The sequence below is a fragment of the Pseudoclavibacter sp. RFBJ3 genome (genome assembly GCF_002931375.1).
Lineage (GTDB): Bacteria > Actinomycetota > Actinomycetes > Actinomycetales > Microbacteriaceae > Pseudoclavibacter.
The window spans coordinates 383,354-405,425 of sequence record NZ_PSXZ01000009.1 but is presented as its reverse complement, the minus strand read 5'-3'; the positions used below and the strand labels follow the sequence as shown (position 1 = coordinate 405,425).

Here is a 22,072-nt window from a genome sequence, read left to right as displayed (position 1 = left end):
ATGGTCCACAATGGGGTCATGACGGTGCGCACTCCTGATCCTGAGTCCGGCTGGATGAACGACGACGAGCTCGCGCTCGTGCGGCGTCGCGTGCCGATGCTGTATGTCGAGGCCATCCCGGTGCGTGTCGACGCCTCGGGCAAGGTCGAGCACCTCGGCGTGCTGCTTCGGGCCGACAACGAGGGCGTCATGACGCGCTCGTTCGTCTCTGGGCGCGTGCAGTACGGGGAGTCGATTCGGGGCGCCCTCCTTCGGCATCTGGAGAAGGATCTCGGCACGATGGCGTTCCCGGCTCTGCCGCAGGCGCTCGCCCCCTTCACGGTGGCGGAGTTCTCGCCGATGCCCGGTTCTGGGCTGTTCGACTCGCGCCAGCATGCGGTTGCGCTCGAGTTCATCGTTCCGGTCGCCGGGGAATGCAACCCTCGCCAGGACGCGCTCGAGATCACGTGGCTGACTCCGCAGCAGGCACTCGACCCCGACCTGCTCGAGGAGCTCGAGGGTGGCCGCGGCCAGGTGCTTCGCACCGCGATCGGCCACCTCGGCCTCTGGCCCTAGGGGCGCCAGAGCCTCCAGTCCTTCGACCATCTGACCGTGGCCATCCGCTACTGGCTTGTCGTGCAGCCCTTTGATCGCGCCCTCGCGATGGTCGAGGGCGGTTTCGTGCAGGCACCGTGGGGTGCGCTCGAGGGGGTCGAGCAGATGCGCGTGTCCGATGGCGTGGCTCTCTATTGTCCGCGCGAGGTGAACCCGGACGGGGAGCCGCTTCGCAGCGTGGTGCAGGCGGGCTACGTGCTCGACGACGAGCCGTACCGGGCTGGCGGGAGGGGGTCGTCGCCGTGGCGCAGGGAGGTGCAGTGGATGCGTGAGGCGCGTCCTGCGCTCATCCGGCCGCTGCGCGATCTGCTGGATCTGACGCGGAACGACAAGTACTGGGGTGAGCGGCTGCGCGCGGGCTGGCTCGAGCTCTCTCGTCGGGACTTCGAGATCTTCGAGGACGCGGTCCGTCGGCCGTCTCCGGAGCCGAGTGCGCTCGGGATGGGGCTCATCCGTGAGACCGGTCTCACGCAGTCGGAACCGTCCGGGGAGCAGCGAGATCGGGACCCAGGCGAGGATCCGTACGCAATCCGCTTCTGAGCGTCGGCGGACAGATTCGCCGAAGGCCGTGCTTTGCGGACGCATGTGACACATTATTGAGTGGAAGTGATGAACACCCCTGAGGTGTGCTTACGCTTTCCGACCAGAGCGAGCCTTACGAGCGGAGTGCCCATGATCGACGCGTTGGACTTCAAGCCGGCGGCGCAGCAGTCGAACCTGCGCGCCACCATCGAGGACTCCGTCGCCGCCGCGATCGTCTCGGGAGGGCTCGCGGCGGGCGAGCTCGTCTCCGTTCCAGCGCTCGCGGCTCGCTTCGAGGTGTCGGCGACTCCCGTGCGGGAGGCGATGCTGAACCTCGAGAAGCTGGGGTTCGTGGAGCCCGTTCGCAACAAGGGGTTCCGGGTGACGCACGTCTCCGTCGAGGAGCTGCGACAGATCGTCGAGGTGCGGCAGATGCTCGAGGTGCCGATCGTGCGCGAGCTGGCCGTCGAGTTCCCAGAGGCTCCTCGCGCCGAGCTGCGCGAGCTCGCGACCCAGATCGACGCGGCGTCCGCGGCGGGGGACCTTCCCCTGTACCTGGCGGTCGACATCGAGTTCCACGCGAAGCTCCTCGGGCTGTCCGGCAATGAGCGTCTCGTGTCGATCGTGACCGCGCTGCGAAGGCAGACGAGGCTGACGGGGCTGACCGAGATGCTCGGTTCCCAGGAGCTCACGGCGTCGTCGCGTGAGCACGCGGATCTGCTGGTGCTGCTCGAGTCTGGCAAGGCGGATGAGGCTGCGGAGCTCATGCATCGGCACATCGGCCATGTCGTCGGCTGGTGGGCTGGGCTACCCGAAGAGGCTTAGCAAACCCTCCACACAGCGAAACACTTTGTAACAACTCTGTTTCAAGGCTGTGGAAGGGCCTTCTACCGACCTCCGCTGAACAGTAATGTGTGACATCCCATCACCGGAGATGGTCCGGCGATTCTGACGTCTGTTCGGAAGGAACTCACCATGACTGCACGTCGTTCCACCAGCCCTCGGGGTGCTGGCATCTGGAAGAGAGTGCTCCTCCCAGGAGCTCTGCTCGCCACGGCCGCACTCGCCCTCACCGGATGCTCCGGGGGTGTCGCCGGAGGCGGAGACGCCGCGTCGGAAGACGGACCCATCAAGCTGGGCCTCGCGGCACCCTTCTCTGGGTCGGAATCGGCCTTCGGCCCGTACATGGAGAACGGCGCCCAGATGGCGATCGACGAGCTCAACGAGGCCGGCGGAGTCCTCGGCCGGCAGCTGGAGCTGGTCACCGCCGACGACGCGTGCGACGCGACAAGCGCGACCGCCGCAGCGAACAAGCTCGTCACCGACGGTGTCGTCGCCTCGGTCGGCGGCTACTGCTCAGGCGCCACGCTCCCGACGCTGCCGATCTTCAACACGGCAGAGATCCCCATGGTGATCCCGGCTGCCAACTCGAACCAGCTCGTCGCAGCCGGCCTCGACAACGTGTTCCTCATCAACGGCACGGGGACGCAGCAGGCTCAGGCGATGCTGAAGTACGCCGAGAAGCAGGGCGTGAAGACGCTGGCGCTCGTCGACGACAACACGGACTACTCGACGGACCTCGCGAAGTCGGCCTCCGAGCAGGCGAAGGAGCTCGGCATCGAGGTCGTGCTCGAGGAGTCGGTCAACGCCGGCGAGTCCGACTATGCGGCCAACGTCAACAAGGTCGTCTCGGCGAACCCCGACATGATGTATTGGACCGGCTACTACCAGGAGGGTGGCCTGATCACCCAGCAGCTGCGATCGGCCGGCTACACGGGCAAGATCATGGTCGCGGACGGCTCGGTCGACGCGAAGTTCGCTGAGATCGCCGGCAGCGCCTCCGAGGGTGTGCTCGGCACGTTCACGCAGACCCCCGACATGCTCGAGGGTGCAACCGAGTGGATCGACGCCTACACAGAGAAGTTCGGCGCAGCGCCAGGACCCTACTCGACGCAGAGCTACGACGCCGTCCGCGTCGTCTCCCAGGCGATCGAGGACGCCGGCACCACCGAGGGCCCCGCGGTCATCGAGGCGCTCGGTGCCCTGGACGGCTTCGACATCTTCTCCGGCCCCCTCACCTTCACGGATGAGGGAACGCTCAGCGAGGGCGGCTTCGCCATCGTCACCGTCGGACCCGACGGCACCTTCATCCTCGAGGATGACCTGAAGAGCTAGTCAGCCACGGCGGGCGGGGAGGGAACTCCCCGCCCGCTTCTGCAGTCAGGAACCACTGTGATTCAACTCATCATCGACGGGCTCTTCGTCGGATCCTTCTACGCGCTCGTCGCACTCGGCTACAGCATGGTGTACGGCATCATCAAGCTGCTCAACTTCGCGCACGGCGACGTCTACATGGTCGGCGCGTTCGCCGGCCTCACCATCTTCTCGGCGTTCTCCGGACTCGCAGGCGGCGGCATCCTGTCGATCCTGCTGGTCATGCTCCTCGCGATGATCTTCACGGGCATCCTCGGCGTGACCATCGAGCGGGTCGCCTACCGCCCGCTGCGTTCGAGCCCCAGGCTCGCGGTGCTCATCACCGCGGTCGGCATGTCGTTCATCCTCGAGTACGGAGTGCGCCAGATCTTCGGCCCGGACCCCAAGGTCTACCCGACGCGTCTCGAAGGGGAGACGCTCGACCTGCTCGGCGGCCGCATCACGATGCCGCAGATCGTCATGATGCTCGTCGCGGCGGCGCTCATGTTCGCGCTCAACACGTACATCATGCGCTCCCGAGACGGCCGCGCCATGCGGGCCATCGCGCTCGACCCCACGGCCGCGCAGCTCATGGGCGTCAACGTCAACAAGGTCATCTCGCGCACCTTCTTCATCGGCTCGGCCCTCGCGGGCGCGGCCGGCGTCATGGCCGGCGCCTACTACGGCACCATCGACTTCCTCGCTGGCTTCGTCATCGGGTTGAAGGCGTTCACGGCGGCCGTCATCGGCGGCATCGGCAGCCTCTACGGCGCCATGCTCGGCGGCCTCGTGCTCGGTCTGCTCGAGGCGTTCGGCACCCATTGGCTCGGCGGGGAGTGGCGTGACGTCTTCTCGTTCGCGTGCCTGATCCTCTTCCTGTCCTTCAGACCGACCGGCATCCTCGGTGCACGCGTCGTGGAACGGATGTGATCCCATGACCGACATCAGACTCCAGGCGCCCGCGCCCACCGTCGAGCGGCCCACGCCGCGCAAGGGCATCCTGAACCCGAAGACGTTCATGAACCTCGTCGGGCTCGTGCTGTTCCTCTTCGCGTTCCTGCTGCCGTTCATCAACGCGACGCCGTACGTCATCTCCATCGGCACCTCCGCGATGATCTACATCATGCTCGCGATGGGCCTCAACATCGTCGTCGGCTACGCCGGTCTCCTGGACCTCGGCTACTACGCCTTCTTCGCCGTCGGTGCGTACACGGCCGGCGTCCTCAACACGCTGCTCGACATGCCCCTCATCGCGACGGTCCCGTTCGTGATCGTCGCGTGCATCCTCGCCGGGCTCATCATCGGCGGGCCGACGCTGCGACTGCGCAGCGACTATCTCGCGATCGTGACCCTCGGGTTCGGTGAGATCATCCGTCTCACCGCCAACAATCTCGAGGTCACGGGTGGCCCGTCCGGCATCTCCGGCATCGACACGTTCGAGTTCTTCGGCTGGTCGTTCGCGGACGGCCTCACGATCGGCGGCATCGAGTTCAACGGCAAGATCCTGCTGTACTTCCTCTGCGTCATCATCGCCGGTGGTGCCGCGATCATCGCCGCCTCGAGGCTAGGCAAGGGCAAGATGGGTCGCGCCTGGCGCGCCATCAAGGATGACGAGGACGCCGCCGAGGCGATGGGCGTCAACACGTACACCACGAAGCTCGGCGCGTACGTGCTCGGCGCCGTCTTCGGCGGTCTCGCGGGTGTGCTGATGGCAGCGCACCAGACGGCGATCAGCCCGACCTCCTTCGTGTTCCTCAACTCGGCCCTGCTGCTCATGGCGGTCGTGCTCGGCGGCATGGGCTCCATCCCGGGTGTCATCGTCGGCGCGCTGCTCGTGTCGCTGCTGCCCGAGATCCTGCGCGAGTTCTCCGACTGGCGCTTCCTGGTGTTCGGCGTGCTGCTCGTGATCATGATGATCTTCCGGCCGCAGGGCATCTGGCCGGCGACGGCGATCCTGCCGTTCCTCAAGTCGCGAGCCAAGGGCGAGGCGCCGTCTCCGAAGGACGGCTTCTCGGCGCACGAGGCGCCCGACGCCAACATCGACCTCTCGAAGGAGCAGGCATGAGCCAGGTTTCAGGCACGGGTGACGTGTACGGCACGGCGCCCATCGACGTGCCGAAGACGGAGTCGGTGACCGCGGTCGCCGAGGAGTTCAGGCGGGCGCATCAGGGGGAGCCGTTGCTCTCGGTCCGTGATCTTCGGCTGCAGTTCGGCGGTGTGAAGGCGGTCGACGGAACGTCTTTCGATGCGTACGCGGGTGAGATCATCTCGGTGATCGGGCCGAACGGGGCTGGCAAGACGAGTGCGTTCAACTGCATCACCGGCTTCTATCGGCCGACGTCTGGCTCGATCACCTTCGACGGCGAGAGCATCATGCGCAAGCAGCCGTCGACGATCACGCGCCTCGGGTTGAGCCGCACCTTCCAGAACGTCCGCATGTTCCGGGACATGTCGGTCATCGACAACGTGAAGACGGCGATGCACGCGCGCATCCGTCAGAACGTGTTCCAGACGATGCTGCACACGTTCGGCTACAAGAAGGTCGAGGCCCAGGCGCTCGAGGATGCGCGCGGCTGGCTCGACTTCGTCGGCTACTCGCTCGACGACGAGCTGCTCGCGTCGCAGCTGCCGTATGGCGAGCAGCGCCGAGTGGAGATCGCGCGGGCGCTCGCCACGCAGCCCAAGCTGCTGCTGCTCGATGAGCCTGCTGCTGGCCTCAACCACAACGAGAAGCAGGAGCTCATCGCGCTGATCCGCAAGATCAGGGATCTCGGCGTCGGAATCGTGCTCATCGAGCACGACATGGGTCTCGTGATGGAGATCTCGGAGCGCGTGATCGTGCTCAATTTCGGCCGAGAGATCGCCGATGGTCTGCCCGCGGACGTCAAGAACGACCCTCGGGTCATCGAGGCGTACCTCGGCGTCGAGGATCCTGAGGACGAGCACGAGGGCGAGCCAGACGGCGGGCCCGCGAACCAGCGAGTGGACGAGGGGGACCGATCATGAGCGTCGAGCTCGAGATCAAGGATGTGGATCTCTTCTACGGGCGCGTGCAGGCGCTTCGTGGGCTGTCGATCGAGGTCAACGAGGGTGAGGTCGTCTCGCTGCTCGGCAACAACGGCGCGGGCAAGACGAGCACGCTCACGATGCTCTCCGGGTTGGCCAGAGCGAAGCGCGGGACGATCATGTGGCGCGGCAAGGACATCTCGAATGCGAAGCCGTGGGACCTCGTACGCGACGGGCTCATCCACGTGCCTGAGGGCAGGCGCATCTTCTCGACGATGTCGGTGCACGAGAACCTCCTGCTCGGTGGCTACCAGGTGAAGGACCAGAAGGTCGTCGCTGAGCGTGTCGAGGAGTGCTACGAGCTCATGCCGCGGCTCCTCGAGCGACGCGCTCAGCAGGGCGGCACCCTGTCGGGCGGTGAGCAGCAGATGGTGGCGATCGCGCGAGCGTATGTCGGCGGCCCGAAGCTGATGCTGCTCGACGAGCCGTCGATGGGGCTCGCCCCGCTGGTCGTGAAGCAGGTCATGGAGCTCATCGGGCGCATCAACGAGCGCGGTGCCACTGTGCTGCTCGTCGAGCAGAACGCTCGCGCCGCGCTCAAGGTGGCGCATCGTGCCTACGTCATCGAGCATGGCCGCGTGACGCTCTCGGGCCTCGCTGCCGACTTGGCGAAGGACAAGGCGGTCATCGAGGCGTACCTGGGCTGAGCGCGCTCGCGGAGCTGGTAGCCCCCGCTGGCCCGTCCCGGATGAGGGGCGGGCCAGGCTTGCACCCATACATGGTGTGTGACATATTACTGACAGGAGGTGCGAGATGGTCAGGTACGACGTCGTGATCATCGGCGGTGGCATCATCGGAGCGGCCTGCGCTGCCGAGCTCGCCGGCCGTGGCCGGCGAGTCGCGCTCGTCGAACGCGGCCGCGTCGCGAGCGGCACAAGCGCTCACTGCGAAGGCAACCTGCTCGTCTCCGACAAGGGGCCAGGCGCCGAGCTCGAGCTCTCGAAGCTCGCCAACGCAGCCTGGTCGACGCTCGCCGGAACCTTCCGCGACGAGCTCGGCCACGACTTTCCCGACATCGAGTTCGAAGCCAAGGGCGGCCTCGTCGTCGCGACGACCGACGGGGGAGCGGCCGCCCTCCTGGACTTCGCGTCCACGCAGCGCCACGCGCAGGTCGCTGCGGAGCCCGTCACGCACGCCGAGGCTCGAGAGCTCGAGCCGTGGATCACCGAGCGGATGACCGCAGCCGTCTGGTACCCGGGCGACAGCCAGGTGCAGCCCACCATCGCGACCGAAGCGCTCGTCGCCCTCGCCAGGGCGCGCGGGGCGAGCATCCTCGAGCACCACGACGTGCTGGGCGCGATCCGCGAGGCGGGCCGCATCGTCGGCGTCCGCACCTCGGCCGGCGACGTCCGCGGCGCCGAGATCGTCGTCGCCGCCGGCCCGTGGTCCGGCGAGGTCTCCGCGACCCTCGGCGTGCCCCTCCCCGTTCGTCCGCGCCGCGGAGTCGTCCTGGTCACGGCGAAGATGCCCCAGCGCGTCTTCCACAAGGTGTACGACGCGGACTACGTCGGTGCCGTCGGGTCCGGCGACGCGGTTCTCATGACCTCGAGCGTCGTCGAGTCGACTCCGGGTGGCACGGTGCTCATCGGCTCGAGTCGCGAGCAGATCGGATTCGACGACGCGTTCCGCGCGAACGTGCTCAGCCAGCTCGCGGTGAAGGCGATCTCGATCTTCCCCTTCCTCGCCCAGACGGCCGTCATCCGCAGCTACTCGGGCTTCCGCCCCTTCATGCCGGACCACCTGCCGCTCATCGGCCAGGATGCGCGCCTGCCTGGCCTCTGGCACGCCACCGGCCACGAGGGGGCCGGCATCGGCCTCTCGCTGCCCACGGCGTCGCTGATCGGGGATCTCATGGACGGGAGATCGACGCAGATCGATGCAGCCCTGTTCTCGCCGTCCCGTCCGACGCTCGCCGGAGAACTGGAGGCGGTCGCATGAGCGAGCGCGCCGACAAGCCCGTGCGCATCACCGTCGACGGTGAGGCGGTCGAGGGGCTCGAGGGGCAGAGCATCGCGGGCGTCCTGCTCGGCTCCGGCCGCGTCTCCTGGCGCGAGACCGCCGTCGCGGGAAAACCGCGCGGCCTGTTCTGCGGCATCGGCGTGTGCTTCGACTGCCTCGTCACGGTGGACGGCGTGCCGGACGTTCGAGCGTGCCAGAGGCGCGCGTGCGAGGGGGATGAGGTGAGCTCCCAATGAGATCGACGCGGACCGAGCAGTCGACGCCACGCCATGTCGCCGTCGTCGGGGGTGGCCCCGCAGGCCTCGCGGCCGCGCTGGCTGCAGCGGAGGCCGGGGCGCGCGTGACGCTCATCGAGTCGAGTCGGGAGCTCGGCGGCCAGTACTGGCGCCATCTCCCGGAGGAGCGCGACGGCGAGGGGCAGGCTGCGATGCACCACGGCTGGTCGACGTTCCTGGACCTCGACCGACGTGTCCGCTCGCACGCCCGGATCACGGTGCTCGGCGAGACGAGCGTGTGGGCCGTCGGGCTGCCCGCGCTGGAGCTGCTCACCGGCATGTCCGATGCGGCCGACCGCGTTCGATCGACCCTCGAGCCCGATGCGGTTGTCGTCGCGACGGGTGCTCACGACCGCACCCTCCCGTTTCCCGGCTGGGACCTCCCCGGCGTCTACACCGGGGGTGCTGCTCAGGCCTTCGCGAAGAGCGAGCGCATCGCGGTCGGCGACGCCGTCGTGGTGGCCGGCGCGGGTCCGTTCCTTCTCCCCGTCGCGGCCTCGCTCGCCCAGGTCGGCTCCAAGGTCGTTGAGGTCGTCGAAGCCAACCGCATCCCGCGTCTCGCTTCGGGCTGGCTGCCCAAGCCGTGGCAGCTCGCGGGCGCCCCTGGCAAGGTGCAGGAGCTCTTCGGCTACGTCGCCGGTCAGCTGCGGCATCGGATCCCGTACCGAGTCGGCGAAGCGGTCGTCGAGGCGCACGGGGATGGGCGTGTCGAGCGCGTCACGATCATGAGCGTGGACGCTCAGTGGCGGCCCATCGCCGGCAGCGAGCGAGAGGTCGCGTGCGACGCCGTCTGCGTGACGCACGGCTTCACCCCGCGGCTCGAGGTGGCGATCGCGGCCGGCTGCGCGCTCGATGACAGCCGGTTCGTGATCATCGACGAGTCCTGCGCCACGAGCACCTCCGACGTCTACGCGGCGGGCGAGGTGACGGGCATCGGCGGTGTCGACCTCTCCCTCGCCGAGGGGCGCGTGGCCGGGCACTGCGCAGCGGGTGGTGCGTCCAGCGACCCTCAGATCAGCGGCGCGCAGCGCAAGCGCGCGATCTTCGGGTCGTTCGCGGCGCGCATCGAGGCGGCGCACGGCGTGCGGCCGGGCTGGCAGGAGTGGCTGCGCGAGGACACCATCGTGTGCCGCTGCGAAGAGGTGACCGCCGGTCAGCTGCGGCGGAAGGCCGCCGCCACGCACTCGCACAGTCTGCGCTCCCAGAAGCTCTCCACTCGAGCCGGTCTCGGCATCTGCCAGGCCCGCATCTGCGGCCGCAGCGCCGAGGAGCTCATCGAGACGGTGCTCGGGCGTGGTCTCGACGAGGGCATCGTCGACCGTCGCCCCATCCAGACTCCCATCCGGCTCGCTGAGCTGGCAGGAACCTCAGAAGAACAGCATCCCCTGACAGGAAGGCAATACCCATGACCGAAGCAGCCTCAACCCACCTCGACCTCGGCGGAGTCGTCGTCGCGACGGCCCTTCCCTACAAGGAGGACGCCTCTGCTCCCGCCGGCCTGGCCGTCGACTTCGAGGCGTACGCCGAGCACTGCAACTGGCTCATCGAGAACGGCTGCCGGGGCGTCGGCCCCAACGGCTCGCTCGGCGAGTACTCGTCCCTCACCGATGAGGAGCGCCGCAAGGTCGTGCAGGTCGCCGTCGAGGCTGTGGGCGACCGCGGCATCGTCGTCGCGGGCGTGCACGGTCCAGGTTGGCACCAGGCGCAGCACTGGGCTCAGCTCGCCAAGGAAGACGGCGCCCACGGCGTGCTCTGCCTCCCGCCCACCATGTACCGGTCGGCGGATGCGGATGTCATCGAGCACTTCGCGAAGGTCGCCGAAGTGGGGCTGCCCGTCATGATCTACAACAACCCGCTCGACACGAAGGTCGACCTCCGCCCGGAGCTCGTCGCGGAGATCGCGAAGATCGACGGCATCGTCGCCGTCAAGGAGTTCTCCGGCGACGTCCGACGCGCCTTCGAGATCCAGGAGGCCTGCGAGGCGGCCGGTTCGACGATCGACGTCATCGCGGGCAGCGACGACGTGCTCTTCGAGCTCATGATCGACGGTGCCACCGGCTGGTTCGCCGGCTACCCCAACGTCTTCCCCGCCGAGGCCGTGGCGATCTACGACCACATGGCAGCGGGCCGCTACGTCGAGGCGCGTGAGATCTACAAGAGCCTCATCGCGGCGTTCCGCTGGGACTCCCGTGTCGAGTTCGTTCAGGCCATCAAGCTCGGCATGGACATGGTCGGCCGCAACGGAGGGCCGTGCCGCCCGCCCCGCGCTGCGCTGACGCCGGAGATGGAGGCGCGCGTGCGTGCCGACACGCAGCGCGCCCTCGACGCGCTCGCCACCCTCAAGTAGGGTCGCAGCAGACACGGGGGTCGCTTTCCTGGCCTCTCTGCCGTCTGCTTGCGGGGGCTCTTCCCGCACCAATGCGACGCAATCCGGCAATAGCGCCGGTTGCGTCTGGCCCGCGGGGCGATCCCCCCTCATCCCGCTGGGCCGGCCGCCCGGGGCGTCCCCCCGCCCTGGGCGGCCCCTCACTCAGGAACTTGAGGTCTTTTCGCATGCGAGCATCACGAATCATCTCCGCCGTCGATTCCCACACCGAGGGCATGCCGACCAGGGTCGTCACGGGTGGGGTCGGGGTCATCCCCGGCGCCACGATGAACGAGAAGCGGCTGTACGTGCAGGAGTATCGCGACGACCTGCGGACGTTCCTGATGCGGGAGCCGCGGGGGCACTCGGCGATGAGCGGCAGCATCCTCCAGCCGTCCACTCGCCCGGATGCCGACTTCGGCGTCCTGTACATCGAGGTCTCCGGTCTGCTGCCCATGTGCGGACACGGGACGATCGGCACGGCGACGGTGCTGGTCGAGACGGGCATGGTGGAGGTCCTCGAGCCGGAGACCGTCATTCGTCTCGATACCCCGGCGGGTCTCGTGACCGCTCGCGTCGAAGTGAGCGAAGGACGCGCTGTTAGCGTTACCATCGAGAATGTGCCCAGCTTCTGCGAACGCCTCGACGCCGTCGTCCCGGTGCCGGAACTCGGCATCGACGCGCTTCGCTACTCGCTGGCGTTCGGCGGGAACTACTACGCCATGGTCGACCTCGACGACGTCGACCTGCCCTTCGACCGGGCCCGCAAAGACGACATCATGCGCGCTGGTCTCGCGATCATGGACGCCATCAACACCCACGACGCGCCCAAGCATCCGACCATCGAGGGTGTCGACCACGTGCACCACGTCGAGTTCATCGCACCCGGCTCCACCGCCGCCCACTCGCGCCACGCGATGGCGATCTACCCTGGCTGGTTCGACCGCTCACCCTGCGGCACCGGCACCTCCGCACGCATGGCCGAGCTGCATGCCAGAGGTGAGCTCCCACTGCACACCGACTTCGTCAACGAGTCGTTCATCGGCACGAGCTTCACCGGCCAGCTCATCGACGAAGTCCAGGTCGGCGACAGGCCGGCCGTGATCCCGACCATCACCGGCCGCGCGTGGATCACCGGCATGGGCCAGTACATGCTCGACCCGACAGACCCCTTCCCGGCTGGATTCGAATTCTAGATTGGACTCATCGATGAGCACACCCACCCCGCATACCAGCGACGCCGAGCTCGAGCAGATCCTCGCGGCAGCCGCCGTGGCCGCCCCCCTCTGGGCGGCGACCCCACCCACGGAGCGCGCCACCGCCCTCATCGCGATCGCCGACGCGCTCGATGCTGCTGCGGGGGAGCTCATCCCCATCGGCATGCGGGAGACGGGGCTCGCGCAGGCGCGGCTCACGGGCGAGCTGAAGCGCACGACCGTGCAGCTCCGCCTCTTCGCCGACGTCATCCGCGACGGCTCGTACCTCGACGTCCGCCTCGACGAGGCCGACCCGGACTTCGTGCTCGGCCCACGGCCCGACGTGCGGCGGATGCTCGTACCGGTGGGAGTCGCCGTCAACTTCTCCGCATCGAACTTCCCCTTCGCCTTCTCCGTGGCCGGTGGCGACTCCGCCGCCGCGCTCGCGGCGGGATGCGCGCTCATCGTGAAGGGACACTCGGGGCACCCGGAGCTGTCCGTGGCCACGGCCCGCGTCGTCGAGGGAGCCCTTCGCGAGTGCGGCGCCCCCGATGGCGTCTTCGCGCTCGTGATCGGCCAGCAGGCCGGGGTCACCGTGCTCGAGGACAACCGCGTCGACGTCGGGACCTTCACCGGCTCGATCCGCGTGGGCCGCCTGCTCGCCGACAAGGCCGCGGCCCGCCCCCGCCCCATCCAGTTCTACGGCGAGCTCGGCAGCGTCAACCCCGTCTTCGTGACGGGGGCCGCGCTCGCGCAGCGCGGCGAGGAGATCGCTGCGGGCTACGCGGCGTCGGTCGCCGGTTCGGCAGGTCAGCTGTGCACGAAGCCCGGCTTCCTCTGGGTTCCCGCGACGGATGCGGCCGCCGAGCTGCAGCTGCGCGTCTCGCAGGCGGCCGAGCAGGCCCCCGAGCACCGGCTCCTCAACCCGAGCATCGGCCGCGCGTACCTCGAACGTCGGGCGGCCGTGCTCGACGCGGACGGTGTGCGGGTCGTCGCCGAAGGTGCTGTGCGCAGCGATGACGACGGCAACGTGTGGGCGACGCCGACGATCGTGGCCGTGCCGGCGAGCAAGCTCGCGGCGGGCGACGAGACGCTGCTCGACGAGGTCTTCGGGCCGTTCTCCGTCATCGTCGAGTACGAGGACGAGACGTCGCTCGCGCCGAGTCTCGACGAGCTCTACGTCGGCAACCTCACGGGCACGGTGCACGCCGCCGCCGGTGAGCAGTCGCCAGCGCTCTCCGCGCTCGTCGCGGGGCTCGCGAGGAAGACGGGGCGAGTGCTCTTCGGCGGCTGGCCGACCGGCGTTGCCGTCACGCCCGCCATGCAGCACGGCGGGCCGTACCCGGCGACGTCGAACGACACCTCCACGTCGGTCGGCACCGCATCCATCTCCCGCTTCCTGCGCGGTGTCGCCTACCAGGGTGCGCCGCAGGAGGCGCTCCCGGAGCCGCTGCAGGACGCGAACCCGTGGGGTGTGCCGCAGCAGCGGGCCGCCGCGGGTCAGTCGGCCACCTGGGGCGCTCAGGGCTGAGTTCTCGGGGGTGACTGAGCTCTCGGGGCGTCCTTGGCGGCCAGGCGCGAACGCAGCGTCGGCGCCGAGGGCGCTGCGGCAGGTTCGCTGAGGCGGCCGCGCCTGCGCAGCTCGGGAACCACGTGCTCGACGAAGTCCTCGAGCGAGCCGGGCAGGAGGGCCGGGGTCACGACGAAGCCGTCAGCCGCCCCGGCATCCTGCCACTCGCACAGATCGTCGGCGATGTCGGCGCCGCTGCCGAGCGGGGACGGCGTGAGCTGGTCGAGCGACTGGTGCAGGGCGAGGGCGCGGACGGTGAGGCCCTCCCTTGCGGAGACGGCCGCGAGCATGTCCTCGAAGCCATCGCTTCCCGTCGCGCCCCGGTGCGCGGCGAGGAAGCCTTCGGCGTCCCCGTCGAGTCGCAGTGTCGCGGCGTCAGCGTGCATGAGCCGCGCAAGCGAGCGCACGGCCGAGGCTTCGTCGATGTGCGCGAGGAGCGAGTCGCGGACGCCGACTGCATCGATACGCGTCGATCCAGCGATCGGCTGGATCGCAGCGCACACGCGGAGCTCGTCCGGATCACGCCCCGCGAGTCTGGCCCGCTCGCGAAGCTCCCTGCGCACCGCCCGGTTGCCGTCGATGCCGTCGGCCGCGACGAAGACCAGCTCCGCCCACTTCGCGGCGAACTGCATGCCGCGCGGCGAGGCCCCCGCCTGCATGAGCACCGGATGTCCCTGGGGGCTCCTCGGGAGGCTCAGCGGGCCGGGTGCCGCCGCACGTTCTCGCGGCGCCGGAGTGCGCGAGACGAGGCTCGGGTCGGCGAACACGCCGCTCCGGGCGTCCTGCACCAGCGCAGCCGGATCCCACGTGCCCATGAGCTCGAGCACCTGCGCCACGACGCGGTCGGCGCGGTCGTAGCGCTGCCCCTTCGGTGGGATGCGGTCGAGGCCGAGGTTGCGCGCCTCGGCATCCGTCGTCGAGGTCACGATGTTCCAGGCCACGCGCCCCGCGGAGAGGTGGTCGAGGCTCGAGAGCGTCCGCGCTATGGCGTACGGCGGCAGGAACGTGGTCGACACGGTCGCCCCGAGTCCGATGCTCCGCGTCGCCCCGATGACGGCGCTCAGCACGGTGATGGGGTCGAGCGTCACGGCCCCCTTGCCGCCGCTGGCGAGAGTCGTCGCGACGTCGCCGAGGGCGTCTTCCGGGATCGCGAGCGCGTCTGGCAGGAACATGAGGTCGAAGCCGCCGCCCTCGAGGAGTCGCGCGATCTCGATGTACGAGCTGGCGCGCAGCCAGTCGCCGTTCGAGTCCGGGTGGCGCCAAGCGGCAGCGTAGCGCTGGGTCGGCGGGTTGACCATCCCGACGAGCGTGAGCCGACGCGTGCTGTTCTCAGACAAGCGACAGCCCCGTTCCCGCGGCGATGCCGAGCGTGGCCGCGAGTGCGAACGCGCAGAGAACGACGATGGCGAGTGCTGCGTCGCGGGCATCGAGCGCGACCGGGCGCCAGACGGTGCGGGGACCCGCTCCGAGGCCTCGCGACTCGAGGGCCTGGGCGATGCGCTCACCGGAGCGGATCGAGACGACGAGCAGCGAGAACGCGGCAGCGCCGAACGCGGTGATCCCGGTGCGCGGCGTGCCGTCTCGTCCGAGCGGCGCCCGGACGGCCTGCGCGGCGCGGATGCTCTGCCACTCGCTCGGCAGGAGCTGCAGGAGGCGGAATCCGGCGAGCAGGGCGTACGCGAAGCGGGGGCTGAGCCTGGCGTGCTGTGTGAGGCTCGTCATGAGGTCACGGGGTGGAGTGCTCGCGATGAACGCGATCGACAGCATGCCGATGACCGTCGTGCGCAGCGCCAGGGCGAACCCGATGGCGAGGCCCTCGCTGGTCACCCGAACCGGCAGGCCTTCGAGGATCTCGCTCCCTGGACGGCTGAGCGCGTTGACCATGACCAGGCCGACCCCGAACGCGACGAAGGGGACGGATGAGGCGAGCAGTCTTCCCGGGGTGAGCCTCGTCGTCGTCAGCACGGCGATGATCGCGAGCACGGTCAGCAGGCCCAGGGTCAGCGGGTTCAGGATGAACAGCGTCGCGATCGAGCAGGCGAACAGCACCGCGAGCTTGACGGCGGGGTTGCGGCGCTCGAGCGCGGGGCTCATGCCGCGACCCGTGTCGCGGCGTCGTCGAGCTCGCGCAGGATCGCGCGCGCCCGCTCGGCGGGGAAGCGCCGCGCCTGGAGCCAGCTCAGCAGCGGCGTTCGCTCGAGGCCCGCTGCGGCGAGGAGGCCCTCGTCCTCGAGGAGCTCGAACGGCGTCGTCTCGGCGATGAGCCCGCCTTCGGCGAGGACCAGCACCCGGTCGGCGTACGTGCAGACGGCGCGCAGCTCGTGGCTGGAGAAGAGCACGCCGCAGCCGCTGCGCGCGGTGCGATCGAGGGCGTGCATCGCGGCGATGCTCGAACGGCGGTCGAGGCCGAAGCTGGGCTCGTCGGCGAGGAGGAACGGCCGGTCGTGGGCGAGCATGGCGGCGATGCTCACCCGCCGCTGCTGCCCGCCCGAGAGGCGGAACGGGCTGTGGTCGAGGTGCGCCGAGAGGTCGAAGCGGGTGACCAGCTCGGCGATGCGCCCCGCGTCATCCGCTCCGAGGCCGTGCTCGATCTCGCGCCGCACGGTCGGCTGGGAGAACTGGTGCTCCGGGTTCTGGAAGATGAGGCCGGGGCGGGGGCCATGCACCTGGCCAGAGCGGGGCCGAGCGAGACCCGCGAGCGTTCGCAGCAGGCTCGACTTCCCGCATCCGTTGCGGCCGAGGAGTGCCACGACCTCGCCCGCTCTGAGCTGGAAGCTCACGCCTTGGAGGATCGCCTCCGAGGCGTTCTTGGCGCGAGTGCGCTTCGGCGCCCCGCCAGCGACGACGTCGAGGCTGTCGACGCTGAGGGTCTCCGCCTCGCGGCTCGGTGCCGAGGGCGCCACTGCGGCCGTCCCGGCCTCCGCGCGCGCCCCGAGCGCGGCGACCTGGTCCGCGACCTCGTCGTTCGCGAGTCCGCCCTCGAGGCCGGTGAGCGCGGCGAGCTCCGCGTCGAGCGGCAGCCAGCACCCGGCCTCCTGCAAGGCCGCTGCGTGCTCGACCAGCACGCGCGCCGTCGGGCCGTCGTGGGCGATGACGCCACCGCGCGCGACCACGACCGTTCGTCCCGGGAGGCCTGCGATGCCGCGCGCGCCCGCGTACTCGTCCAGCCGGTGCTCGACGAGCACGATCGTGGAGGCCCGTGCCGAGGCCGCGTCGACCGCCTTGCGCACCGACGAGATTCCCGCAGGGTCGAGCATCGATGTCGGCTCGTCGAGCACCAGGACACGGGGCTGCGTGACGATGGCCGCGGCGAGGGCCACGCGCTGGGTCTCGCCGCCCGAGAGCGTCGCCGTGCGACGGTCGGCGAGTACCCCCGCGCCGACGAGGTCAAGAGCCGCGTGCACCGCGGGCCCCATCGCCTCGGGAGCCCAGGCGTGGTTCTCGAGCGGGAACGCGATCTCGTCGGCGACGTCGGGGAGGCACACCGATGAGCTCGGGTTCTGCGCGACGACGGAGAGGTGCCGGGAGAGGCGCGGCACGTCCGACTCCTGCGTCTCCACCCCGCAGATGCGGATGCGCCCGCTGACCTGGGCGGGGACGGTATGGGGGATGACCCCGCTGAGCGCCTGCAGCAGCGTCGACTTGCCCGCCCCAGACGGCCCGATGACGAGCACGTGCTCGCCCGGCGCCACGCGCAGATCCACTGGCCCGAGCCCGTCTCCAGAGGAGTGGATCGCCTCGAAGCCGACCGCCTCGATGTCGGCGCTTGAGATATCGGTGCTCGAGATGTCGGCGCTCGAGCTGTCAGGCCGCACGGCGCACGGCGAGCGGCTTCGAGTCCTGCACGATCGCGAAGTTGTCGAGCACGCCGGTGCGCACGAGCGAATCGACGATGAGCTTCGCGAGCAGGCCGCCGAGGATGATGCCAGAGGCGAGCTGGATGCCGAAGCGCAGGAACAGGATCTCCTGGCCGTACCAGCCCGAGCGGAACGCCGAGTAGAAGAACACGAGGCCCGCGCCGAGCGCGCCGGAGATCGCATACCGCAGCCACCCGTACTTCCGGTACCGGCCGAGCGCGAACGGCAGCTCGCTGCCGATGCCCTGGATGGCGGCGGCGACGAAGAGCAGGGGGCCGACGGCCGAGCCGAGGAACACGACCTCGATGACGGAGGCGAGCACCTCCGCGATGACGCCGACGAACGGCCGGCGGATGATGGCGATCGCGATGGGCGCGACGAGCAGCCAGCCGCCGAAGAGGAAGTGCTGGGCGAGGTCGCCAGCTGGCCCCATCGCGATGGAGAGCGCAGTCCACGCCTGCACGAGCGCCCAGTACAGGAAGCCGAAGACCGTGCCGAGCACGACCATGAGCACGATGTCCCGCAGCTTGAGGCTCATGCGCGAGCCTCGGCTGCTGTGTCGATGGCTGAGTCTGCCTGGCCGCGCGCATGGCTGGGGCTGTTCAGGGAGATCGTGAGGTGGCTCGTCACGTGCTGCACGTGCGCCCCGACCCCCGCCCAAGCGACCGCGACCGTCTCGAGCACGCGCCCGAGGTCGCCGCTGAGCTTCGTCACGAAATGCTCGGAGGCCACGAACGTGCCGCTCGCCTTCGCCGTCTCGATGGCCGCGTAGATCTCGCGCATGTGGTCGGGCGTCCGCTCTGCCGAGCCCGCATCCTCGAGGGGGTAGAGCGCCCACTCCGCGCTCGCGAAGCTCCCAGACCTCCGCCCGCGGGGCGCGTCCACTCGCCTGGGGCCGGCGCCTCCAGGCAGATCGCAGACGGCCTCGCCGGGGCAGCCGCGAGACAGCAGCACCTGGATGGAGGCGTGCAGTCCCGTCGCCGCGATGTGCTGCGAGAGGTCGGTGAGCCAGCGCAGCAGTGACTGCTCGTCGCCGCCCGCGTAGGTGCTCACGTCGCCCGTCTCGAGCACGAGGCCGGAAGAGTCGGCGGCGTCGAGTGCGGCGAGGATCACGTCGACGTAGCGGTCGGACATGACCGAGACGGTGACTCGTGCGCCCACCCCGAATGCGAGCGGGTCTTGGGTGATGCTTTCCATGTGCGTGCCTTCCGTCGGAGCGTGACGGCACGGGTGAGTTGACTCCCTTCGCTGGCATTACCCAGATCAGGTTCAACGGTCGGAGTTCGAGTACTCCCTCTCAGCCCGACTCATCGGGCTCCCGTGCACGGCCACACTGTAGCCCCGGCGCCGTCCGCGCCTAGCTTCCTGCGCTCGTGAAGACCACGTGATTGCCTTCCGGGTCGAGCACCTGGAGGATCTGGAAGTGAGTGGCGTCTTCGATTCCACCGTGCTCGATCCTGGCCGCGTCGAGCCGTTCGGCGACACCGGCGAGGTCGTCCTCGGTGAACACCACCGTGGATCTGCCCGAGCGGCTCGAGTCGGCCCAGAGCTGCAGGCCGGCCTCGCTTGTGAAGTGCCACTCCAGAAGACCCGGCATCGGATTCTCGTCGGGGCCGCGCCCGAAGAGCCTGCCGTAATATTCCGTAGCCTGAGCCAGGTCGGACACGGTGATCTGCGCAAGTACGCCCTTGATAGCCATGCCCCGATGATGCTCGACGTCGGTGCGAGGAGCCTCCACGAACATGTCGCCACGTTGCGACGCGTAACGGGGCGCGTCAGGTGCCGTGGCCTCGCCGCGAGGCGCCACCTAGCGTCAGATCATGACGAACCCACACCGAATCCACCTCGGCGTCGCACTCGATGGCGCCGGCATCCACCCGGCCGCCTGGCGGGAGCCCAGCGCCCGTCCGGACGAGCTCTTCACGCCCGACTACTGGGTGGGGCTCGTCCAGCTCGCCGAGCAGGGGCTCCTCGACTTCGCGACCATCGAGGACTCGCTGGCGCTGCAATCGTCCGAGCGGCTGCACGACGACGATCGCACCGACGAGGTCCGGGGACGACTGGATGCGCTGCTCATCGCCTCGCGGGTAGCCCCCGTGACCCACAGCATCGGCCTCATCCCGACGGTCACGACCACGCACACCGAGCCCTTCCACGTCTCCAAGGCTGTCGCGACGCTCGACTACACGAGCGAGGGCCGCGCCGGCTGGCAGGCTCGACTCTCGATCGGGTCGGACCACACGCACTTCGGGCGCCGCGACCCGGCGGAGTTCCTGGAGACCCTCGAGCGTGCTTCGACTGCGGACATCGGCGACCTCTTCGCCGAGGCCAACGACTTCGTGGAGGTCGTGCGCAGGCTCTGGGACAGCTGGGAGGACGACGCGGAGATCCGCGACGCCTCCACAGACCGCTTCCTCGACGCCGCGAAGGTGCACCGCGTCGAGTTCGAGGGCAGATGGTTCAGCGTGCGTGGTCCGTCGATCACGCCGCGGCCGCCGCAGGGGCAGCCCGTGGTCGCCTCCCTCGCGCACGCCCAGGTGCCGTACGAGTTCGCCGCCGCGAGCTCCGATCTGCTCTTCGTCACCCCGTCGGATGTCGCCTCGGCCGTGAGCGTCCTGTCGGAGGTGCGGGCCGCCGAGCAGAACGTGGGCCGTGCCGGCGAGCCGCTCTCCGTCTACGTCGACGTGGCGGTATTCCTCGACGGGCCCGAGGAGACCGGGGCTGCTCGTCTCGCTCGCCTCGACGCGAAGGGTCGCACGCTGGAGCAGCCGCCCGCGGTGTTCGCCGGTTCGGCCTCCGAGCTCGTCGAGCACTTCGAGACGCTCTCGGCGCTCGGCTACGACGGCTTCCACCTGCACCCCGGGGTCGTGACGGACGATCTTTCCCGCATCGTCGCCGACGTCGTTCCCCTCCTCCAGCAGAAGGGGCTCTTCCGGGAGCGCTACGAAGCGCGTTCCCTGCGGGGCCTCCTCGGCCTGCCGACCACCGTCCCGAACCGCTACGCCGCCGTCTAGGCCCGACTCGATCAGGAGATCATCGTGACCAAGAAGCAGATCATCCTCGCCGCCTACGTCGGCGGAGTCAACGAGCACACCCTCTGGGAGCACCCGGATGCCGGGAGCCAGATCGAGTTCTCGACGTTCAAGCACGCCGCCCAGAAGGCCGAGGCCGGGAAGTTCGACTACTTCTTCCTCGCGGAGGGGCTCGCGCTGCGCTCGCGGCGCGGCGAGATCTTCGACCACGACATCGCGGGGCGCCCCGATACCATTCCCGTGCTTGCCGCCATCGCCGCGGTCACCGAGCACATCGGGCTCGTGGGCACGATCAACGCCACCTTCAACGAGCCGTTCGAGCTCGCGCGCCAGTTCGCCAGCCTCGATCATCTGTCGGGCGGGCGTGCCGGCTGGAACGTGGTCACATCGTTCGACGCGTTCACCGGTGCCAACTTCCGACGCGGCGGCTTCCTTCCGCACGCCGAACGCTACGAGCGGGCAGAGCAGACGGTCAACACGGTCAGGGAGCTGTGGGATTCCTGGTCGGCGGATGCGATCGTCGCGGACAAGGAGTCTGGCCAGTTCCTGGACTCCGCCGACGAGGGGCGCTTCGACGTCTCGACGAGTCAGTTCGATATCAGCGGTCGCTTCACGGTTCCCCGCAGTCCGCAGGGCAGGCCGATCATCGTGCAGGCAGGCATCTCGCCGCAGGGCCGCGACTTCGCGGCCGCCAACGCCGACGTCATCTTCTCCCCATACTCGCGCCTCGAGGAGGCACGAGACTTCTACGCCGACATCAAGGGTCGGGTCGAGGGCTTCGGCCGTAACCGGGACGACCTCAAGATCCTCCCGCAGTCGAGCTTCGTGCTCGGCGACACCCGCGAGGAGGCGCAGGAGAAGGCGCGCTGGGTGACGGAACAGCAGCTGAGCCCGCGCACCATCCAGGTGCGCCTCGAGCAGGTCTGGAACCGGGACTTCTCGGAGATCGACTTCGATGGTCCGCTGCCCGACTTCGACCCGGATGGGGAGAGCGCGCCGATCATCGAGGGCCGCGCCTTCACCTATGGCGACCGCCTCGCGACCGTGCGCAGGTGGCGCGAGAAGGCGGCGGAGAACGGCTGGAGCATCCGCGAGTTCGCGCGCCACGAGCTCGGCGGTGTGCGGTACGTCGGAACGGCGTCCCAGGTCGCCGAGGAGATCGACGACTTCGTGCAGAACGAGGGCTCGGACGGGCTGGTCATCGGCTCGCATCTCACGCCGGGCGGCATCGACGAGTTCGTGGACCACGTCGTGCCGATCCTCCAGGAGCGCGGCTCGCTTCGCGAGGAGTACACGGGGACGACGCTGCGGGAGAACCTCGGCATCCCCGTGCCCGAGCGAGGAACGCGCGCACCTTCGGCCTTCGCGCACTGACCCGGAACCCGCCCGAGGAGAAGAGGTGGGCGTCGGAGTTGAACTCCGACGCCCACCTCTTCGCTGTCC

At 69.3% G+C, this 22,072-nt stretch carries 22 protein-coding genes and 1 riboswitch; of the genes, 16 read left to right on the top strand and 6 right to left on the bottom strand.

Features of this window, described 5'->3' with window-relative positions:
- Positions 1–18 precede the first annotated feature (18 nt).
- The 14 genes from C5E07_RS11265 (at position 19) to C5E07_RS11200 (ending at position 13,701) form a co-directional block, all read left to right on the top strand.
- On the top strand, positions 19–555 hold the full coding sequence (locus tag C5E07_RS11265; protein ID WP_104242772.1) for a DUF4916 domain-containing protein: 537 nt from the start codon (positions 19–21) through the stop codon (positions 553–555).
- A 36-nt stretch (positions 556–591) separates the two neighbouring features.
- Complete coding sequence (locus C5E07_RS11260) at positions 592–1,134, top strand: EVE domain-containing protein (RefSeq protein WP_104299464.1); 543 nt, start codon at positions 592–594, stop codon at positions 1,132–1,134.
- Between the two features lie 132 nt (positions 1,135–1,266).
- Entirely contained in the window at positions 1,267–1,941 is a 675-nt protein-coding gene (locus C5E07_RS11255; RefSeq protein WP_104299463.1) for a GntR family transcriptional regulator, read from the top strand.
- Between the two features lie 150 nt (positions 1,942–2,091).
- Complete coding sequence (locus C5E07_RS11250) at positions 2,092–3,291, top strand: branched-chain amino acid ABC transporter substrate-binding protein (protein WP_104242766.1); 1,200 nt, start codon at positions 2,092–2,094, stop codon at positions 3,289–3,291.
- A 57-nt stretch (positions 3,292–3,348) separates the two neighbouring features.
- Entirely contained in the window at positions 3,349–4,239 is an 891-nt protein-coding gene (locus C5E07_RS11245) for a branched-chain amino acid ABC transporter permease (RefSeq protein WP_104242764.1), read from the top strand.
- Between the two features lie 4 nt (positions 4,240–4,243).
- Complete coding sequence (locus C5E07_RS11240; protein WP_104242762.1) at positions 4,244–5,374, top strand: branched-chain amino acid ABC transporter permease; 1,131 nt, start codon at positions 4,244–4,246, stop codon at positions 5,372–5,374.
- Positions 5,371–6,315, top strand: a complete 945-nt coding sequence (locus C5E07_RS11235) for an ABC transporter ATP-binding protein (protein WP_104299462.1) — start codon at positions 5,371–5,373, stop codon at positions 6,313–6,315. Before C5E07_RS11240 ends, C5E07_RS11235 begins: the two co-directional genes overlap by 4 nt.
- The gene (locus C5E07_RS11230) at positions 6,312–7,022 is read left to right on the top strand and encodes an ABC transporter ATP-binding protein (RefSeq protein WP_104242758.1); all 711 of its coding nucleotides are present in this window, start codon (positions 6,312–6,314) and stop codon (positions 7,020–7,022) included. Before C5E07_RS11235 ends, C5E07_RS11230 begins: the two co-directional genes overlap by 4 nt.
- Positions 7,023–7,128: 106 nt before the next feature.
- Positions 7,129–8,313: an FAD-binding oxidoreductase gene (locus C5E07_RS11225; protein WP_104299461.1), complete on the top strand. Its 1,185-nt coding sequence runs from the start codon at positions 7,129–7,131 to the stop codon at positions 8,311–8,313.
- Complete coding sequence (locus tag C5E07_RS11220) at positions 8,310–8,570, top strand: (2Fe-2S)-binding protein (protein WP_104299460.1); 261 nt, start codon at positions 8,310–8,312, stop codon at positions 8,568–8,570. The genes C5E07_RS11225 and C5E07_RS11220 overlap by 4 nt, the downstream gene beginning before the upstream one ends.
- On the top strand, positions 8,567–10,018 hold the full coding sequence (locus C5E07_RS19930) for an FAD/NAD(P)-binding oxidoreductase (protein WP_104299459.1): 1,452 nt from the start codon (positions 8,567–8,569) through the stop codon (positions 10,016–10,018). The genes C5E07_RS11220 and C5E07_RS19930 overlap by 4 nt, the downstream gene beginning before the upstream one ends.
- A complete protein-coding gene (locus C5E07_RS11210; RefSeq protein WP_104242750.1) occupies positions 10,015–10,956 on the top strand; it encodes a dihydrodipicolinate synthase family protein in 942 nt (313 codons plus the stop codon). Before C5E07_RS19930 ends, C5E07_RS11210 begins: the two co-directional genes overlap by 4 nt.
- Positions 10,957–11,162: 206 nt before the next feature.
- Positions 11,163–12,170 carry a proline racemase family protein gene (locus tag C5E07_RS11205; protein WP_104299458.1) on the top strand — a complete coding sequence of 336 codons (1,008 nt, stop codon included), beginning with the start codon at positions 11,163–11,165 and terminating at the stop codon, positions 12,168–12,170.
- 13 nt (positions 12,171–12,183) lie between these two features.
- Positions 12,184–13,701 carry an aldehyde dehydrogenase family protein gene (locus C5E07_RS11200; RefSeq protein ID WP_104299495.1) on the top strand — a complete coding sequence of 506 codons (1,518 nt, stop codon included), beginning with the start codon at positions 12,184–12,186 and terminating at the stop codon, positions 13,699–13,701.
- On the opposite strand, the gene C5E07_RS11195 is transcribed toward C5E07_RS11200, so the two are convergent.
- From C5E07_RS11195 to C5E07_RS11170, 6 genes are all read right to left on the bottom strand, one after another.
- A complete protein-coding gene (locus C5E07_RS11195; RefSeq protein WP_258063893.1) occupies positions 13,692–15,077 on the bottom strand; it encodes an NtaA/DmoA family FMN-dependent monooxygenase in 1,386 nt (461 codons plus the stop codon). The two genes, C5E07_RS11200 and C5E07_RS11195, sit on opposite strands and share 10 nt — an antisense overlap.
- Positions 15,070–15,834 (bottom strand): energy-coupling factor transporter transmembrane protein EcfT, encoded by a 765-nt coding sequence (locus tag C5E07_RS11190; protein WP_104299456.1) that lies wholly within the window; start codon positions 15,832–15,834, stop codon positions 15,070–15,072. Before C5E07_RS11190 ends, C5E07_RS11195 begins: the two co-directional genes overlap by 8 nt.
- Positions 15,831–17,555: an ABC transporter ATP-binding protein gene (locus tag C5E07_RS11185; RefSeq protein WP_181057942.1), complete on the bottom strand. Its 1,725-nt coding sequence runs from the start codon at positions 17,553–17,555 to the stop codon at positions 15,831–15,833. The genes C5E07_RS11190 and C5E07_RS11185 overlap by 4 nt, the downstream gene beginning before the upstream one ends.
- The gene (locus C5E07_RS11180; RefSeq protein WP_104242740.1) at positions 17,545–18,135 is read right to left on the bottom strand and encodes an ECF transporter S component; all 591 of its coding nucleotides are present in this window, start codon (positions 18,133–18,135) and stop codon (positions 17,545–17,547) included. The genes C5E07_RS11185 and C5E07_RS11180 overlap by 11 nt, the downstream gene beginning before the upstream one ends.
- On the bottom strand, positions 18,132–18,794 hold the full coding sequence (locus C5E07_RS11175; RefSeq protein ID WP_104299454.1) for a YkoF family thiamine/hydroxymethylpyrimidine-binding protein: 663 nt from the start codon (positions 18,792–18,794) through the stop codon (positions 18,132–18,134). Before C5E07_RS11175 ends, C5E07_RS11180 begins: the two co-directional genes overlap by 4 nt.
- 25 nt (positions 18,795–18,819) lie before the next feature.
- Positions 18,820–18,929, bottom strand: a riboswitch (TPP riboswitch).
- A gap of 25 nt (positions 18,930–18,954) precedes the next feature.
- Complete coding sequence (locus tag C5E07_RS11170; RefSeq protein WP_104242817.1) at positions 18,955–19,296, bottom strand: VOC family protein; 342 nt, start codon at positions 19,294–19,296, stop codon at positions 18,955–18,957.
- 121 nt (positions 19,297–19,417) lie between these two features.
- On the opposite strand from C5E07_RS11170, the gene C5E07_RS11165 reads away from it, so the two are divergent.
- Both C5E07_RS11165 and C5E07_RS11160 read left to right on the top strand, forming a co-directional pair.
- Positions 19,418–20,611 carry an LLM class flavin-dependent oxidoreductase gene (locus C5E07_RS11165; RefSeq protein ID WP_104299453.1) on the top strand — a complete coding sequence of 398 codons (1,194 nt, stop codon included), beginning with the start codon at positions 19,418–19,420 and terminating at the stop codon, positions 20,609–20,611.
- 24 nt (positions 20,612–20,635) lie between these two features.
- On the top strand, positions 20,636–22,003 hold the full coding sequence (locus C5E07_RS11160; RefSeq protein ID WP_308471365.1) for an NtaA/DmoA family FMN-dependent monooxygenase: 1,368 nt from the start codon (positions 20,636–20,638) through the stop codon (positions 22,001–22,003).
- Positions 22,004–22,072 lie beyond the last annotated feature (69 nt).